General features: G+C 72.9%; 11 protein-coding genes and 1 riboswitch. Of the genes, 3 read left to right on the top strand and 8 right to left on the bottom strand.

Annotated features, from left to right (window positions below):
* Nucleotides 1-31 precede the first annotated feature (31 nt).
* The 3 genes from IF88_RS0124515 to IF88_RS0124505 all read right to left on the bottom strand — a co-directional run bounded on the left by IF88_RS0124515 (nt 32) and on the right by IF88_RS0124505 (nt 3,601).
* A complete protein-coding gene (locus IF88_RS0124515) occupies nt 32-733 on the bottom strand; it encodes a transglycosylase family protein (RefSeq protein ID WP_030716424.1) in 702 nt (233 codons plus the stop codon).
* 3 nt (nt 734-736) lie between these two features.
* A riboswitch (cyclic di-AMP (ydaO/yuaA leader) is annotated at nt 737-909 on the bottom strand.
* 279 nt (nt 910-1,188) lie between these two features.
* On the bottom strand, nt 1,189-2,223 hold the full coding sequence (locus tag IF88_RS0124510) for a transglycosylase family protein (protein ID WP_030716422.1): 1,035 nt from the start codon (nt 2,221-2,223) through the stop codon (nt 1,189-1,191).
* A 70-nt stretch (nt 2,224-2,293) separates the two neighbouring features.
* Nucleotides 2,294-3,601, bottom strand: coding sequence for a cytochrome P450 family protein (locus tag IF88_RS0124505; RefSeq protein WP_051837492.1), 1,308 nt, complete (start codon nt 3,599-3,601; stop codon nt 2,294-2,296).
* A gap of 148 nt (nt 3,602-3,749) precedes the next feature.
* Here IF88_RS0124505 and IF88_RS0124500 point away from each other — a divergent pair, with 148 nt between their 5' ends.
* Nucleotides 3,750-4,943 carry a globin domain-containing protein gene (locus tag IF88_RS0124500; RefSeq protein ID WP_234323685.1) on the top strand — a complete coding sequence of 398 codons (1,194 nt, stop codon included), beginning with the start codon at nt 3,750-3,752 and terminating at the stop codon, nt 4,941-4,943.
* Between the two features lie 65 nt (nt 4,944-5,008).
* Here the strand turns inward: IF88_RS0124500 and IF88_RS0124495 are convergent, their stop codons facing one another.
* Together IF88_RS0124495 and IF88_RS0124490 are read right to left on the bottom strand one after the other, a co-directional pair.
* A complete protein-coding gene (locus IF88_RS0124495; protein WP_030716415.1) occupies nt 5,009-6,001 on the bottom strand; it encodes a nucleoside triphosphate pyrophosphohydrolase in 993 nt (330 codons plus the stop codon).
* A 28-nt stretch (nt 6,002-6,029) separates the two neighbouring features.
* The gene (locus tag IF88_RS0124490) at nt 6,030-6,653 is read right to left on the bottom strand and encodes a SurA N-terminal domain-containing protein (protein WP_030716412.1); all 624 of its coding nucleotides are present in this window, start codon (nt 6,651-6,653) and stop codon (nt 6,030-6,032) included.
* Between the two features lie 177 nt (nt 6,654-6,830).
* On the opposite strand from IF88_RS0124490, the gene IF88_RS0124485 reads away from it, so the two are divergent.
* Complete coding sequence (locus IF88_RS0124485) at nt 6,831-9,185, top strand: YfhO family protein (RefSeq protein ID WP_030716409.1); 2,355 nt, start codon at nt 6,831-6,833, stop codon at nt 9,183-9,185.
* Here IF88_RS0124485 and IF88_RS0124480 read toward each other — a convergent pair.
* The 3 genes from IF88_RS0124480 to mfd all read right to left on the bottom strand — a co-directional run bounded on the left by IF88_RS0124480 (nt 9,173) and on the right by mfd (nt 15,086).
* Nucleotides 9,173-10,693 (bottom strand): serine/threonine-protein kinase, encoded by a 1,521-nt coding sequence (locus tag IF88_RS0124480; RefSeq protein ID WP_030716406.1) that lies wholly within the window; start codon nt 10,691-10,693, stop codon nt 9,173-9,175. The genes IF88_RS0124485 and IF88_RS0124480 overlap by 13 nt on opposite strands.
* On the bottom strand, nt 10,690-11,316 hold the full coding sequence (locus IF88_RS0124475; protein WP_030716403.1) for a hypothetical protein: 627 nt from the start codon (nt 11,314-11,316) through the stop codon (nt 10,690-10,692). The genes IF88_RS0124480 and IF88_RS0124475 overlap by 4 nt, the downstream gene beginning before the upstream one ends.
* Before the next feature lie 215 nt (nt 11,317-11,531).
* The gene (gene mfd / locus IF88_RS0124470) at nt 11,532-15,086 is read right to left on the bottom strand and encodes a transcription-repair coupling factor (protein ID WP_030716400.1); all 3,555 of its coding nucleotides are present in this window, start codon (nt 15,084-15,086) and stop codon (nt 11,532-11,534) included.
* A gap of 248 nt (nt 15,087-15,334) precedes the next feature.
* Between mfd and IF88_RS0124465 the strand changes: the two genes are divergently transcribed.
* Nucleotides 15,335-16,774 carry a DUF2079 domain-containing protein gene (locus IF88_RS0124465; RefSeq protein WP_030716397.1) on the top strand — a complete coding sequence of 480 codons (1,440 nt, stop codon included), beginning with the start codon at nt 15,335-15,337 and terminating at the stop codon, nt 16,772-16,774.
* Nucleotides 16,775-16,847 lie beyond the last annotated feature (73 nt).

Raw genomic sequence — 16,847 nt, 5'->3', positions numbered from 1 at the left:
TGCGTACGCTCTTGCGGCTATTGCCGCAGTGTTAGCTGAGCTTCAGCTTCTGACCCGGGAAGATCAGGTCGGCGTCCGAGACGATGTCCTTGTTCAGCTCGAACAGCTTCTCCCAGCCGTCCTTGACGCCGTTGGCCTCGGCGATGGTGCCCAGGGTGTCGCCGGGCTTGACCTCGTACGAGCCGTTGCCGGTCTTCGGGGCCTCGGGGGCCGCGGGGCGCTCGGAGCGGGTGGTCGGGGCCTCGGAGCGCTTGGTCTCCTTCTTCGGCGTGGTCTTCGGGGCGACCTTCGTCTCGGTCTTCTTCGAGTCGGCCTTCGGCTTGTTCTGCGTCGAGCCCTCCGTGCCGCCACCGGCGTAGGAGGAGTTCGACAGACCCTTGCCGCAGACCGGCCAGGCGCCCTTGCCCTGGCCCTTGAGGACCTTCTCGGCGATGGCTATCTGCTGGGACTTCGAGGCCTGGTTGGCCTGCGCGGCGTACGACTTGCCACCGTAGGCGGCCCACGTCGAGGACGAGAACTGCAGTCCGCCGTAGTAGCCGTTGCCCGTGTTGATGGACCAGTTGCCGCCGGCCTCGCACTGCGCGACCTTGTCCCACTCGGACGCGGTGGCGGCGCTGGCGGAGCCCGCGGCCATCAGGGGGGCGGCGACGGCCACACCGGCGACACCGGCGAGCGTGACGATGCGGACGGCCTTGGAGCCGCGACGGTGCTTGCCCTTGCCGGAAAGCAGCATGGATTTTCTCCTCACCGACGCCTACGAGGTGAGCTGTCGGGTTCGGGCGAGTGAGTTGCCCGGCCGTGCGACCTAGCGCACGTCTTGACCCCTAGCCGGTGGCGTGACCGTCTCTCAACGGCCGCTCCCGGCGCCTACCTTGGTTCCCCCGCTCCTGCCTTCGGCGCTTGACGCGACGACTGTTCCCCCCGTCCGCCGGCAGGATTCGGCGATGCGGTCGAAGGAGCCCGCGGTGGCGGGCGAATCAGAAGGTAGACAGGTCTCTCCCCGATGTTCAACGAGGAACATCGGGGAGAGCGGGTCCCTACTTGCGCTGTCCGCAGGGGCGTTTGCGCAGGTGAGGGCGGGGTTTGCGGAAGCCCCGGGGCGGGACACGCCAGTTGACCGGAAGAGACACATGTCTCACTTACAGATAACCGACAATCAGTTCTTTCCGGGCGCCTGAAGTGTCCTTATTACACGGTTAGATCCAGGTTCTGTCCGGGCTTGATCAGGTTGGCGTCCTCGCCGATGACCTGCTCGTTGGCCTCGTAGAGGCCGTTCCAGCCGCCCTTGACTCCCTTGGCAACCGCGATGGCCGCCAGGCTGTCGCCCTCCTGGACCGTGTAGATCGGGGTCGAAGCGGCGTCAGACGGGACGGGGGCCTCGGCCGCGGGTGCTCCGCGGTGCTTGCCGCTGCCCTCGGTCGGAGCGGCTCCCGGAGTGGCGCCCGGGGTCGCCGGGGCGGTCGGGGCCGCCGGGTCCGTCGGGGTCGCACCCGGGGTGGCGGGCGGGGTCGTGGGCACCGAGGGGTCCACCGGGAGGGTCGGAGCCGTCGGGTCGACGGGCGGCAGCGGCGTGGCGCCCGGGATGCCGGGGAGCGTCGGCTGGGACGGGTCGACGGGAGGCGTCGTCGGGGCGTCCGGCGCCGGCATGACGGGCAGTCCGACGGACGGCGCGTCGGGTATCAGGAAGGGGCTGCCGGTCGGGCTGGGGGCCGCGTGGGTCGGGGCGCCGAAGTCCTTGGCCGGCTCGCCGCCGGTGGTGGACGGCACCGCGTCGTCCGGTCGGGAGGGCGAGGGGGCGATCGGGCCGGAGCTGCCGGGCAGACCGGGATCCACCTTGGCGGCGGGTCCCTGCTGCTCCAGTCCGGCCGAGGTGGCGCACAGCGGCCACGCCTGCGGCCCCTGCGAGGCCAGCACCCGCTCGGCCACGGCGATCTGCTGGGACCGGCTCGCGAGGTCGGCCCGCTCGGCGAAGTCGAGTCCGCCGGCGTTCTGCCACTCCTCCTGGGTGAACTGCAGCCCGCCGTACGCGCCGCTGCCGGAGTTGGCACTCCAGGAGCCGCCGCTCTCGCACTCGGCGACCTTGTCCCAGGTCGCGGTGTCGGCAGCGGTGGCATTGGTGGCGGCTAGCAGCGGCAGAGCCAGCGCGGAGCCAGTGACTCCGGCTGTGACTACCAGCGCGGGGACCTGGCGGGGGCGTCTGTGGCGGCCGTTCCCGGAACGCATGAGGGTGCACCTTTCGCATAACAGCGGGGTAACGGCAGAACCTAGCGGCCTTCGAACGATTGTCACAAGTTCAAGCGGGATCTGACTTTTCATCAGAAGCGGCGCAAGTGTTTTGAGCCGTGAACCGGACGGGAAGAGTACGTAGCCCTCGCATGATCAACCCCCCGCGCCAGCGCAGGTCTTGGGGTGGAACAGCCAGTTCCAGATCCGGCAGGCGCGTCAGCAGGGTCGCGAGCGCCGTCTGCCCTTCGAGTCGCGCGAGCGGGGCGCCCAGGCAGTAGTGGATGCCGTGCCCGTACCCGAGGTGCTGGTTGTCGGTCCGGGAGAGGTCGAGGGTATCCGGTTCCGCGAACCGCTCGGGGTCGCGGTCGGCGGCCGCGAGGACGACCAGGACCGGGTCCCCGGCCTCGATCCGCTGCCCGCCGAGGGTCAGCGGCTCGGTGGCGAACCGCCACGTCGCCAGCTCCACCGGACCGTCGTAGCGCAGGAGTTCCTCGACCCCGGTGGCCAGCAGGCCGGTCTCGCCGGCGGCGAGGGAGCGCTGGAGGCGCTCGCGCTGGCCGGGGTTCATGAAGAGGGAGTGGACCCCGTTGCCGATGAGGTTCACGGTCGTCTCGAAACCGGCGAAGAGCAGGATGAAGGCCATGGCGGTGGCCTCGGCCTCGCTGAGGTGGTCGCCGTGGTCGCTCGCCCGGATCAGGTCTGAGATGAGGTCATTGCCCAGATCACCCCTTTTGCGATGGATGAGTTCACCGAGATAGGTCCGCATCTGCTTCACGGAGCGGGCGACGCCGCCGCGCGGGCCGCCGCCGTGGCGGATCATCATGCCGGCCCAGTCGCGGAAGTCGTCCTGGTCCTCGCGCGGTACGCCGAGCATCTCGCAGATGGCGTAGATGGGGAGCGGGAAGGCGAACTCGTGGATGAGGTCCGCCTCCCCCTTCGCCGCGAAGGCGTCGATCAGGTGGTCCGTGAGCGCCTGCACGCGCGGGGTGAACTCGGCGACCCGGCGCGGGGTGAACGCCTTCGACACCAGCCGCCGCAGCCGGGTGTGGTCCGGCGGGTCGATGTTGAGCAGGTGCGTCATCAGCTCCGCCTTGCGCTCCCCCGGGATCCCGGTCTTGCCCTTGGCGTGCGCGGGCTCCGCGTGGTGCGCCGGATTCTTGCTCAGCCGCTGGTCGGCGAGGGCCTGGCGGGCGTCGGCGTACCGGGTGACCAGCCAGGCGTCGACCCCGCTGGGGAGCTTGGTGCGGTGCACCGGCGCATGCTCGCGCAGCCAGGCGTAGGCCGGATAGGGGTCGGTCGCGAACTCCCAGTCGAAGAGGGTCGGGCCCTCGGCGGAAGGGGTGTCGGCGGGGTCTGCGGGGGTCTGCTCATGCACGGCACGACCGTATCCCGGCGCCGGACCCCCATCCCATATGGCCCGTTCGTCGCGGCTGTCCGTAGATCGGCCATCGCTTGACCTCACCTTCCCCGGCATTCCTACTTTCGGTTTTGTGGATGTGAGGATCTTGAAAAGCAGTTTCGCGGTGGTGGAGAGACGGGCCGAGCACGCGGCCAAGTTCTTCTACTCCCACCTCTTCTGGCACAACCCCGGAATCCGTGAGCTCTTCCCGGCCTCCTCCGAGGACATGGAACGGCAGCGGGACCGCGTCTTCGCCGCGCTCACCCACGTGATCGCCCACCTCGACGACGAGAGCCTCCTCCCCTACCTCCGCGACCTCGGGCGCGACCACCGCAAGTTCCTGGCCCGCCCCGAGCACTACGTGGCCGTGGGCTCCAGCCTCCTCGCCGCGCTCGCCGCGACCTCCGGAGAAGCCTGGACCCCGCAGGTGGAGAAGGCCTGGACCGAGGCCTACCAGATGATCGCCGACACGATGACGGCCGGCGCCGAGGCGAGCGAGGACCCGCCGTGGTGGGACGCCGAGGTGGTGCGCCACCTCCGGTACGGACAGGACATCGGGGTGCTGACCCTGCGGCCGCACGCCCCCTTCCCCTATGTACCGGGCCAGTACACGAGCGTGTGCAGCGAGCGGGTCCCGGCGACGTGGCGCACCTACTCCCTGGGCAACGCCCCCCGCCCCGACGGCACCGTCGACCTCCACGTCAGCCGGATCGACCAGGGACGGCTCAGCACCGCCCTGGTCAGTGAGACGCTGCCGGGCGAGGTCCTGCGGCTCGGGGCCGCCGGCGGGCAGCTGACCTTCCGCCGCGCCGGCCGCCCCGTCAGCCTCATCGCCGCCGGCACCGGCTGGGCGCCGATCCGGGCGATGCTGGAGGACCTCGCGGAACACCCTCCCGATCAGGACGTACGGCTCTTCGTCGTGGCGCGGGACGGCGCGCACCTCTACGACCGCCCGCTCATCGACACGTACGCCGCCTCCTGCCGCTGGCTCGGCGTCACCTACATCACGCCCGCCCCCGGGCGCCACCGCGACCAGGCCACGGACCGGCTCGCGACGGCGCTCGGCCACCGCGGCCTGTGGCCGGACCAGGACGTCTACCTCAGCGGCCCGCCGCAGTTCGTCGAGGAGACCGTCCACCTCCTCCAGGAGCTGGGCGCCAGCCCCGGCCGTCTCTTCCACGACTCCGTACCCGCCGCGGGCAAGGGCCAGGGTCCCGGGGGCCGCCCGCTCGGCTTCGGCGAGTGGTTCCTGGACCGCCCCTCGCCGCACTGGCACGACCCCGCGGCCCGCGCGCCCCGGGAGTACGGGAACGACTGAACGCGGCCCGGGACCACCGTCTGGGAGTACGGGCCGGGAGTACGGGCCGGGAGTACGGGCGGGGCCTACTCGCCGACGCCCTCGGCGGCGCGGATCGCGTCCCGGTAGACGCGGGCCGCCGCGCGCAGCGCGGTCTCGGGGTCGGTCCCCTCCGCCTCGGCGCGCGCCGCCAGTGCCAGCAGTTCGTACCCGATGCCCTCGCCGCGGGGCAGTTCCACGGGCACGCCGCCCGTGCGGACCCGGCCCGCGAGCTTGGCCGCGAGCGCCAGACCGGGCTGGCCCACCGGGATCCCGTCGGTGACCGACTCCCGCTGCTTCTCGACCGCCTTGGTGCGCTGCCAGTGCGCGTTCACGTCCTCCGGGGTCTCGGCCTCGGCGTCACCGAAGACGTGCGGGTGCCGGCGGATCAGCTTCTCCACGAGGGCCCCGGCCACGTCGTCGATGGCGAACGCCTCGTCGGGATCCTCGTGCTCCTCGGCGATCCGCGCGTGGAAGACCACCTGGAGCAGGACGTCTCCGAGCTCCTCGCGCAGCTCCTCCCGGTCCCCGTCCTCGATGGCCTCGACGAGCTCGTACGCCTCCTCGATCGCGTACTTGGCCAGGCCCTGGTGGGTCTGCCGCGAGGTCCACGGGCATTCGCGCCGGACCCGGTCCATCACCTGGACGAGGTCGAGCAGGCGCGCGCCCGGCAGGTCGTACGAGCCGGGGAGCAGCTCCAGGTCGGGCATCGAGACGCGGCCGGAGCCGGCCAGGCGGGCCAGCCCGTCGGTGAGCCGCTGGTCGCCCTCCCCGCCCGGGAGCAGCACGACGGTGCGGCCGCCCGCGCAGGCCTCGACCAGCTCGTGCGCGTCCGGGGTCCCGAAGGCGACGTCGATGCCCGCCTCCCGCAGGTACGGCAGCTGCGGGTGGCCGGGGTCGGCGCACAGCACCCGGTCCGCGGCGTGCAGGGTCTGCCACGCCGGCCAGGACAGCACGCCGGGGGCGACCCGGTGGCTGGTGGTCAGCAGGACGATGCGGCCCGTGGGCTCGGCGGCGGTGGGCTCGGAGTGCTCGGTCACCCTCCGAACCTACCTCCGGCCGGGCGCGTCAGGCGCCGGCGGGTACCTGCTCGGGCTGGGTCCGCCGGGTGATCCAGGGGGTCTCCCCGGCGCCGAGCTTGATCTGCTTGACGTCCCAGGCGCCGTAGCGCGGGTTGACCTCGATGTGCAGGTCCGTCGCGGCCGCCCGGGCGGGCTCCTCCAGCTTCCCCTGGCCGTACTTCGCGGTCAGCTTGGTCAGCAGCACCCGGTCCCGCAGGAAGCGGTCGACCTGGCCGGGGGCCATGGCGCCCTTCTGCAGGAGCAGCGCCTCGAACTGCTCGGCCCCCTTGTTCTCCTCCACGTACGCCCGGCGCTCGTCCTCAATCTCCTTGACGGAGACGGAGATGCCGGCGGTATCGGCCATCTTGTCGATGACGTGGCTCTGGAGCATCGAGTCGAGCTTCTGACGCTCCAGGTTGGGGGTGCTCGCGATGAGCTCGGCGGCGGCCTGCCCGGTCCGGTTCTGCGCCACGCGGACGTCGTTGACCTGGGCCTGGAGGGCGGAGGTGGTGATCCGTTCGCCGCCGACGACGGCCGCGGTACCGGGCCGGGCCTCGCCCGAGCAGGCGGACAGCAGGGGCGCCGCGAGGAGCAGGGCGGCGGAGACGGAGAGCGCTGTGCGACGGTGCAAAGGAGCCTCCAGGGCCGGGAGATTGTGCGTCGGTGCACAAGGGCCGTGCGGTGATCGATGGTATGCAGTCAGGGTGGTCCGAGCCACCGGTTCGACCAACGATTCCCGAGGTGTCGGGGTGCGCGTTCATCTGGCGGCCATCCTTCGGTCCCCCGGTGGTGCCAGGGTCGGCCCACCATGTCGACACCGCACCGCTCACAGCACCGCTCACCGCGCCGCCCGAGCCTGTCCGGCTCGGCGCTCGCCGCCCTGCTCACGGCGGTGGCCGTGGGTGCCGGGGACGCCGCCGCCCGCGTCTTCCCGTACGGATCGCGCCACCGCAGCATCAACGACCTCGGCAATCAGTTCGTGCCGTTCCACGCGCACCTGTGGGACCTCCTGCACGGCCGCGCGCAGGGCGGGCTGCTGTTCAACTGGCAGTCCGGGTACGGGACCAGCTTCCTGCCCGACCTGGGCACCTATCTGACGAGCCCGCTCTCCGTCCTCGTCGGGCTCTTCCCGCGCGCGGACATAGACCTCGCGGTGTACGTCGTGACCGTGCTCAAGATGACGGTCGCGGCGGCGGCGATGGCCTGGCTGCTGCGCACCCAGCGCCGCGGGCCGTGGTGGGCGGCGGGTCTGCTCGGGGCCTCGTACGCGCTGTGCGGCTGGTCGGTGATCGAGGCCTCCTACAACCCGATGTGGCTGGACGGGCTGATCGCCTTACCGCTGCTGTGCCTGACCGGCGAATGGGCCCTGCGCGGGCGTCGGCCCGTGCTCGCGCCGCTGGTCGTCGCCGTCTGCTGGACGGCGAACTTCTACACCGCCTACATGGCGACGCTGGGTGCGGCGCTGGTGCTGGTGGTACGGGTGGTGCTGACCCGGGAGGGTCTGCGGGCCCGGACGGCGGTGATCGCGCGGGCGGCCGGGACGACCCTGCTCGGGATCCTGCTCGCGGCTCCGGTACTCGTCCCCCTCTTCCTCAGCTCGGGGCAGGCCTACCCGGGATGGGTCAAGGAGTTCCGGCCGGTGTCCTGGGCGGACCTCTTCGCGCGGCTGCTGCCCGCGACGTACTCCTTCTCCTCCCCCGCCGTCTTCGTGGGCACCGGGACCCTGCTCCTGGTGGCCGCGCTGCCCTTCCACCGGGCGGTGCCGGTGCGCGCCCGGCTGTGGTGGGCGGGGCTGACGGTGGCCGTGGCGCTCTCGCTCCAGTGGGCCCCGACCCACCTGGCCTGGCACCTGTTCGCCACCCCGAACGGAAGCCCGTACCGGCAGACCTTCGTGCTCGCCGGGATCGCCGTGATCGCCGCCTGGACCGGGCTGGCGGCGGGCCCGCCGCGGCCGCCGGCGCTGGCGGCGGGGGCGGGCCTGCTCGCGGCCGCCGTGCTCTGGTCGCGCGGGAGCACGCTGGGGACGGGCTGGGGGTACGCGCTGTTCGCCGGCGGGCTGGCGCTGGCCGGTGCGGCCTGGTGGGCGCTGCGCCACCGCCGGCTGGCGCTCCCGGCGGCCGGACTGCTGGCGGCGGTCCTGCTGGCGCAGGCGGCCGCGACGACCGCGTACGGGCACAAGGGGAAGCTGGGCGGGCTCGACGACTACCCGTCCTGGGGAGCGGCCCACACCGCGCGCGCCGAGGCGCTGGCCGGCGCCGAGGGCTGGCCGGCGTACCGCACCGACCCGAGCCGCCCCGCCCTGTCGGGCAACGACCCGATGCTGCTGGGCGGGGAGGGCGGCTCGTACTACAGCAGCCACACCCCGGAGGTGTTCACGCGCACGATGGTCGCCCTCGGGGCCGGCTGGACCTCGCGCGGGCGCAACGTGCAGAGCATCGACAACCCGGTGACGGACGCCCTGTTCGCGGTCGGCGCGCGCCTGCAGCCCGACGGCACGGTCCGCCGCGCCGAGGTGCCCCCGCTGGTGACGACCCGCCCGCCCGGCGCGCCCCTCTCCTACGGCGACTCCCCCTTCGCCAACCAGGAACTGCTGCTGGGCGCCCGGGTGTACGAGGACCCGCTCGCGCCGGGTGTCTGCCGCGCGGGCACGGAGGCGTACCTGTGGGCGCCGGAGTACAACGCCACGGCCCGCCTCGCGGACGGGCCCGCCTTCCGCCTGAACGGCAACGCCCCCCGCAACCGGGCGGCCCTGCAGCCGATGGGCGTCTCCCGCGGGGCCTCCTCGGCCCTGGTCTTCGACGCGGCCCCGCCCGCGCGGTGGACGCTGTCCTGCCTGGACCGGGCCCGCCTCGACGGCGCGGTGGCCGTCCTGCGCGCCACGGCGGCGACCTCCCTGCACGTCGGGTCCTCGCGGATCCGGGCCGAACTGCCCGCGGGGGCCACGGGCACGGCGGTCCTCTCCGTCCCCGCGATCGCCGGCTGGACGTGCAACGGCCACCCCGCCGCGGCCCATCTGGGGCTGGTGGCCCTCCCCCTGGACGGCCGCACCACCGCGCTCAGCTGCTCGTTCCGCCCGCCGGGACTGGTCCCCGGCGCGGCGGCGGCCGGACTCGCCCTCGTGGTCCTGACCGTCCTGGTGCTCCGGCGGCGTCAGCGCATCTGACCGAGCCACTGCAGGGTGCGGCGGACCTCGGACGGGAAGGGGTGCGCCGGGCCGTGCAGGCGCTCCGCGTCGAACAGCAGCCGGGCCAGGGTCTCGTGGGCCGCCTGCCGGTCGCCGAGGGAGAGCAGCAGGTGCGCGATCCGGCGGCGGACCTCCAGCGGCAGGCCCGGGTCCGGGTTGGCGTAGTGGTTCTCGAAGAGCGGGAGCAGCGAGCGGTACTCGGCCAGGGCGGCGGCCGGCTCGCCCAGCTGCTCCAGGCACTGGGCCGCGTCGTAGCGGAAGCGCAGGAACTGCGGGTCGCCGGCCTGGAACTCGTCGGCGAGGCGCCGCAGTTCCGGCAGGGCGCGGCGGTACTGGCCGTCGTCCATCAGCGTGGCGGCGTACTGCTTGCGCAGGGAGCGGACCACCGGGGAGTGCTCCCCGTGCTCGGCCGCCGCTGCCGGGAGGATGCCGCCGAGGATGTCCCCGGCCTGGGTGAGCCGCCCCTGGTCCAGGAGCTTGCGGGCCTCGTCGACGGCGCCGGGGATGTCGGGCCGGGCGGGCGTCGGGACCGGGGTGGGCGGTGAGGTCGGCTGCGGCGGGATCACGGTGGCCCGGTCCGGCCAGGGGGCGTGCGGGCGCAGGAAGGGGCGGGTCGGATCGAGCGGGCCGGTGGGGGCCCGGCTGCCGCTGGCGGGCAGCAGCGGGGCGAGGGCCTCGTAGACGGCCTGGGCGGAGGCGGGCCGGTCCTGCGGGTCCTTGGCGAGCAGCCGCATGAGGAGCGTCTCCAGCCCCTGCGGGATCTCCGGGCGCTTGGGCCGGACCAGGGCCGGGGGCTCGTACAGATGGCGGTGGAGCACTCCGAGGGCGGTGGAGCCCGCGAAGGGGACGTTGCCGCTGAGGAGTTCGTACAGCAGCACGCCCAGGGCGTAGAGGTCGGTGTACGGGCCGACGGCGCCGCTCATGGCCTGCTCGGGCGCCATGTACGCGGGGCTGCCGATGGGGGTGCCGGTGCTAGTGAGGCGGGTGGTGTCGGTGTCCATCACCGAGGCCACGCCGAGGTCCAGGACGAGCACGGTGCCGTCCGGGCGGACCATCACGTTGCGCGGCTTGAGGTCGCGGTGGACGATCGGCACCGCGTGCACGGCGGAGAGCACCGAGCACAGCTGCGCGACGACGGCGACCGCCCACTGCCAGGGGTAGGGGCCGTGCTCGGCGAGGTGGTCGGCGAGGTCGGTGCCCTCGACGTAGCCCATGACGAGGAAGAGTTCGTCGCCGTCGCTGCCGGCGTCGTGCACGGTGACCAGGCCGGGGTGGTCGACCTGCGCGGTCACCCGGCACTCGCGCACGAAGCGGCGGCGCAGTTCCTCGGCGACGGTGCCGGGGCCGGCGACCTTGTCGGGACGCAGCAGCTTGACGGCGACGCGGCGGTCCAGGCGCTTGTCGTACGCGGTCCAGACCTGGCCCATGCCGCCCTGTCCCAGGATGGAGGCCAGCTGGTAGCGGTCTCCGATGAGGCGGTCCGTCACTGATTCGGGTCCTGGATCGCCGTCCGGTTCGGGTCCTGGTAGGGGCCGCCGGGCGGCGGGGTCTGCTTGCGCAGCAGCTCGCTGAGCTCGTCGAGTTCGGCGCGGACCTGCCCGATGCGCGGGGGCGGGGTCGGCTGCGGCGGCGCCTGCGGCGGGACCGGCGCGGCGGCGGGCTGCTGGGGCACGGGCGTCTGGGCGTGCGGGTACCCGTAGGCGGGCGAGGCCTGTTGCGGGTGGGCGTAGGGCGCGGACGGGTAGCCGTAGGCGGGCAGTGCGGCCCGCCGGGCCTCGTGGTGCTTGATGTCCGCGACGAGGAAGTACACGCAGATGGCGAAGCCGGTGAAGATCGAGCCACCGGCCCCCAGGTTGCCCTGCCAGCCGTTGACGTCGGGCGTCGGGTCGAGCTGGATCAGCGTCATCCACAGCACGGCGAGCGCGCCGCTGACCACGAGCAGCACCCAGTCGCGGGACTTGCGGGTCACCAGGGCGAGCCGCAGCATCGAGCCCCAGGCCAGGAAGCCGCAGCTCAGGATGGGCAGCAGCATGAACACCACGCGCAGTGCCACCACACCCCCGTCGGTGGACTGGGGGGCGTGCTGCGGCGGAAGGCCGGGGCCGTGCATCGCTGCTCCTGACGGGCCGTGCGGAAGAAGTTTCGGCTCTGAGGGTATACAGCGTTCCCGGCCAGGAGTGAGGGGATGCGCGCAACCGTTGCACGGTCGCTGCACGGCAGTTCACCCGCGCCCGGAACGACCCCTTAAGGGAGAATCGCCCCGGATGCGCGCGGCGTCGTGACGGGCCGGGCGTCCGCATCGCGGACGCCCGGCCGCCACGGTGGTCAGGAGCCGAGGATGGTGGTCAGGAACTCTCCCGTCCAGGCCAGCAGTTCCCGCCCGACCACCGGCTTGCCACCGATCTTGCCCGCCTTCGGGCGCGGGACCAGCACCTGCGAGGTGGCGGGCTTGAGCACCGTCCCCGGGTAGAGCCGCTTGAGGCGCAGCTCCTGCGACTCGCGCAGTTCCACCGGCCCGAAGCGGACGTTGTTGCCCTGGAGGGTGATGTCCCCGACCCCGCAGGCCCGGGCGAGCATCCGCAGCCCGGCCACCAGCAGCAGGTTCTCCACCGGCTCGGGCAGCTTGCCGTAGCGGTCGGTGAGTTCCTCCCGTACGGCCTTGATGTCCGCCTCGGAGTTGGCGGAGGCGATGGACCGGTACGCCTGCAGGCGCAGCCGCTCGCCGGGGGCGTAGTCGTGCGGGACGTGCGCGTCGACCGGAAGCTCGATCTTGACCTCCAGCGGCGGCTCCTCCTCCACCCCTCCCTCGACCGCGGCCCGGTAGTCGGCCACGGCCTCGCCGACCATGCGGATGTAGAGGTCGAAGCCGACGCCCGCGATGTGACCGGACTGCTCGCCGCCGAGCAGGTTGCCCGCGCCGCGGATCTCCAGGTCCTTCATGGCCACGTACATGCCGGCGCCCATCTCGGTGTGCTGGGCGATGGTGGCCAGGCGCTCGTGGGCGGTCTCCGTGAGCGGCTTCTCCGGCGGGTAGAGGAAGTACGCGTAACCGCGCTCGCGACCACGGCCGACGCGGCCGCGCAGCTGGTGCAGCTGGGACAGGCCGAAGTTGTCGCCGCGCTCCACGATCAGGGTGTTGGCGTTGGAGATGTCGATGCCGGACTCGACGATCGTCGTCGAGACGAGCACGTCGAACTTCTTCTCCCAGAAGTCCACGACGACCTGCTCCAGGGCCTGCTCCGACATCTGGCCGTGCGCCGTCGCGATCCGCGCCTCGGGCACGATCTCGCGCAGCTTGGCGGCCGCCCGGTCGATGGACTCGACCCGGTTGTGGATGTAGAAGCACTGGCCCTCGCGCAGCAGTTCGCGGCGGATGGCCGCGCCGATCTGCTTCTCCTCGTACGGGCCGACGAAGGTGAGCACCGGGTGCCGCTCCTCCGGCGGGGTGGTGATCGTCGACATCTCGCGGATGCCGGTCACCGCCATCTCCAGGGTGCGCGGGATCGGCGTCGCGGACATGGTGAGCACGTCCACGTTGGCGCGGAGCTTCTTCAGCTGCTCCTTGTGCTCCACGCCGAACCGCTGCTCCTCGTCGACGATGACCAGGCCCAGGTCCTTGAACCTCGTCTCCTGCGAGAAGAGCCGGTGCGTGCCGATCACGATGTCGACCGAGCCCTCCTTCAGCCCCTCCAGGGTGGCCTTGGACTCGGTTTCGTTCTGGAAGCGGGACAGTGCCTTCACCTTGACCGGAAACTGCGCGTACCGCTCGGAGAACGTGCCGAAGTGCTGCTGCACGAGCAGCGTGGTCGGCACGAGGACGGCGACCTGCTTGCCGTCCTGGACCGCCTTGAAGGCCGCCCGGACCGCGATCTCGGTCTTGCCGTAGCCGACGTCGCCGCAGATCAGCCGGTCCATGGGGACCGACTTCTCCATGTCCTCCTTGACCTCGGCGATGGTGGTGAGCTGGTCGGGCGTCTCCGCGTACGGGAAGGCGTCCTCCAGCTCGCGCTGCCAGGGGGTGTCCGGGCCGAAGGTGTGGCCGGGGGCCGCCATGCGGGCGCTGTACAGCTTGATGAGGTCGGCGGCGATCTCCTTGACCGCCTTCTTGGCGCGCGCCTTGGTCTTGGTCCAGTCGGCGCCGCCGAGCCGGTGCAGGGTCGGGGCCTCACCGCCCACGTACTTGGTGACCTGCTCCAGCTGGTCGGTGGGGATGTAGAGGCGGTCGCCGGGCTGGCCGCGCTTGGCCGGCGCGTACTCCACCAGCAGGTATTCGCGGGTGGCGCCCTGCACGGTCCGCTGGACCATCTCGACGTAGCGGCCCACGCCGTGCTGTTCGTGCACGATGTAGTCGCCGGCCTCCAGGGTCAGCGGGTCGATCGACTTGCGGCGCCGGGTCGGCATCCGGCCCAGGTCCTTGGTGGCGGTGCGCTGGCCGGTGAGGTCCGTCTCGGTGAGGACGGCGATCTTCAGGGCCGGGTCGACGAACCCGTTGTCGACCGAGCCGCAGGCGACGTGGACGATCGACGGCTCCAGGGTGCGGAGCTCGGCCTCCAGCCGGGCCGGGATGCCCTCGCCGCCGAGCACCTCGACGGTACGGGCGGCCGGCCCGTGGCCCTGGGTCAGGTAGACGGTGTGCCAGCCGTCGGCGATCCAGCCCTTGGTGTCGGCCAACGCCCGGGCGGTGTCGCCGCGGTAGGCCTCCGGCGCGTGCATGCCGAGCTTGAGGACCGCCGGCTCGCCGGCTGATGTCGCCGTGCCGCCCACCGCCTCGTCGGCGGCGAAGGGGGAGACCGACCACCACATCATGTTCAGCTCGCGGGCCCGGTCGCGGACGTCCGCGATCCCGCGCAGCGAGGCCGCACCGACGTCGATGGGGGCCTCGCCGCCGCCCGCGGTGGCCGCCCAGGAGGCCATCAGGAACTCCTGGCTCGTCGCGACGAGGTCGGCGGCCCGGGTGCGGACCCGCTCGGGGTCGCAGACCACGGCCATCGACCCGGCCGGCAGGACGTCGATCAGCAGCTCCATGTCGTCGACGAGGACCGGGGCCAGGGACTCCATGCCCTCGACGGCGATCCCCTCGGCGATCTTGTTCAGCAGTTCGCCGAGCTCGGGATGGGCCTCGGCGAGGGCCGCGGCCCGCTCCCGTACGGCGTCGGTCAGCAGCAGCTCGCGGCAGGGCGGGGCCCACAGCCCGTGCTCGGCGATCTCCAGGGAACGCTGGTCGGCGACCTTGAAGTAGCGGATCTCCTCGACCTCGTCGCCCCAGAACTCGACGCGCAGCGGGTGTTCCTCGGTGGGCGGGAACACGTCGAGGATGCCGCCGCGCACGGCGAACTCGCCGCGCTTCTCGACGAGCTCGACGCGTGCGTACGCGGCGGCGGCCAGCGCCGCCGTGATCTCCCCGAGGTCGGCGCTCCCGCCCTGGCGCAGGCTGACCGGGACCAGGTCCCCGAGCCCCTTGACCTGCGGCTGGAGCACGGACCGGATGGGGGCGACGATCACGCTCACCGGCCCGGCCGCCGGGTCGTCCTTGCTGGGGTGCACCAGGCGGCGCAGTACGGCGAGCCGGCGGCCCATGGTGTCGCTGCGCGGGCTGAGCCGCTCGTGCGGGAGCGTCTCCCAGGACGGGTAGTCCACCACCTCGTCGGGGGGCAGCAGGGAGCGCAGGGCGGCGGCCAGGTCCTCGGCCTCGCGCCCGGTGGCGGTGACCGCGAGCACCGTCCGCTCGGTCCGCCGGGCCAGCGCGGCGATCGCGAAGGGCCGCGCGGCGGCGGGGCCGACCAGGTCCACGTGCATGCGGTTGCCGTCCCCGGCCGCGGTGACCGCCTCGGCGAGGGCGGGGTCCCGGGTGACGGCGTCGAGCAGTCCGTGCAGGCTCATGAAGGAGGCTTTCCGTCCGGTGAAGGGGCAACGCGAAGGACCCGACACGTCGCACGGGCCGGGGGTTCCCACCCTACGACGCGCCCCGCCGTCACGCGCGGGGGATTCGGGTCGCCCGTGCGGGTGACGGATCGGGCGCCCGCACGGGCCCGGACCGAAGGACTCACGGACGCAACCGGGGGTGCGTTCGAGCCCCTCTACGATGTCGAGGTACTGACGTCAGAGCTCGCCGAGGGGGCACGAAGGCCGTGACGAGCGATGCCATAGTCCGGCGGGAGGCCGCGGCGGATCCGGCGCGGCCGGACCCGGCGCCGGCGAAACCGGGACGGTCGAAGCCCGTCGGGAACCGGTGGGCCGGACCGTACGCGGTCGCCAGCTGCCTGTTCCTCGTCTACCTCGTCCTCTCCGTCGGGCGGTTCCGGCGGATGGACTGGGCCTCCTGGGACCTGGGCATCTTCGAGCAGGCGATCCGTGCGTACGCGCACCTGCGGGAGCCCGTCGCGGACCTGAAGGGGCCGGGCGCCAACATCCTCGGCGACCACTTCAGCCCGGTCATCGCGCTCGCCGCCCCCGTCTACCGGCTCTTCCCCGGCCCGATCACCCTGCTCGTCGTGCAGGCCGCGCTGTTCGCGCTCTCCGCCGTGCCCGTCACCAGGGCGGCCGGACGGCTCCTGGGCCGGGCCCGCGGCGTCGCGGTCGGCATCGCGTACGGGCTGTCCTGGGGCGTCCAGCGGGCCGTGGAGTTCGATTTCCACGAGATCGCCTTCGCCATGCCGCTGCTGGCCTTCTCCCTGGAGGCGGTGCTCGCCCGGCGGTGGCGGGCCGCGCTGCTGTGGGCCCTTCCGCTGGTCCTGGTCAAGGAGGACCTCGGCTTCACGCTCGCCGCCCTGGCCGTGGTCGTGGCCTGGCGGGCCTGGACCACCGACCGGCGGACCGCGTGGACCGCGCTCGGCGTCGCCGCCTTCGGCGCGGTCTTCGCCGTCCTCGTGTTCACCGTCCTCATTCCGGCCTTCGCCACCGAGGGCTACGGATACTGGCACAAGATCGACGGCGGCGGCCCGTTCGCCGGTACCGGCACCAAGCTCGCCACCCTGGGGTGGGTGCTGATCCCCACCTCCGGACTGCTCGCCCTGCGCTCACCGCTGCTGCTGGTCGCCGCGCCCACCCTCGGCTGGCGGTTCCTGTCCGGGGACGACCACTACTGGTCCACCGACTGGCACTACAGCGCCGTGCTCATGCCCGTCGTCTCCCTCGCCCTCGTCGACGCGATCGACACGTTCCGGCGCAGCGAGCGGCCCCGGCTGCGCGCCTACTCCCTCCAGTTGCCCACCGCCGTCCTCGCCGCCGGCCTCGCCCTGGCCGCGACGGCCATGCCGACCGCCAAGCTCGCGCAGGCGCGTACGTACGAGAAGCCCGACCGGGTCACGGCCGTCGAGCGGCTCCTCGACCAGATCCCCGACGGGGCCACCGTGGAGGCCGACACCACACCGCTGACCCGGCTGACCTCCCGGTGCCGCGTCCTGTGGATCGGCGGCAGCAAGGGCGTGGTCCCCGACTGGATCACCATCGACAACTCCTCCAAGTGGGCCGGCGAGGACCCCGTCGTCTACGCCGGCCAGCTGCACCCCGGTGAGCGGTACACCCTGGTCGGCGAGGCTTCCGGGATCGTCCTGATGCGGCGCGGCTGACGAGCCGCCGGCCGGCGGACCACGAAGGCGCCGGCCCGGAACCAAAAGTCCCGGGCCGGCGCCCTCCCCCGTA

Source organism: Streptomyces sp. NRRL F-2580 (assembly GCF_000720115.1).
Taxonomy (GTDB): domain Bacteria; phylum Actinomycetota; class Actinomycetes; order Streptomycetales; family Streptomycetaceae; genus Streptomyces.
This window is presented reverse-complemented; position numbering and strand designations above follow the sequence as displayed.

Bases quoted from the DNA above. Each gene is read 5' to 3' on its own strand.
- mfd (WP_030716400.1), bottom strand. From the start codon at position 15,086: ATGAGCCTGCACGGACTGCTCGACGCCGTCACCCGGGACCCCGCCCTC.
- IF88_RS0124485 (WP_030716409.1), top strand. From the start codon at position 6,831: ATGTCGACACCGCACCGCTCACAGCACCGCTCACCGCGCCGCCCGAGC.
- IF88_RS0124510 (WP_030716422.1), bottom strand. From the start codon at position 2,223: ATGCGTTCCGGGAACGGCCGCCACAGACGCCCCCGCCAGGTCCCCGCG.
- IF88_RS0124515 (WP_030716424.1), bottom strand. From the start codon at position 733: ATGCTGCTTTCCGGCAAGGGCAAGCACCGTCGCGGCTCCAAGGCCGTC.
- IF88_RS0124475 (WP_030716403.1), bottom strand. From the start codon at position 11,316: ATGCACGGCCCCGGCCTTCCGCCGCAGCACGCCCCCCAGTCCACCGAC.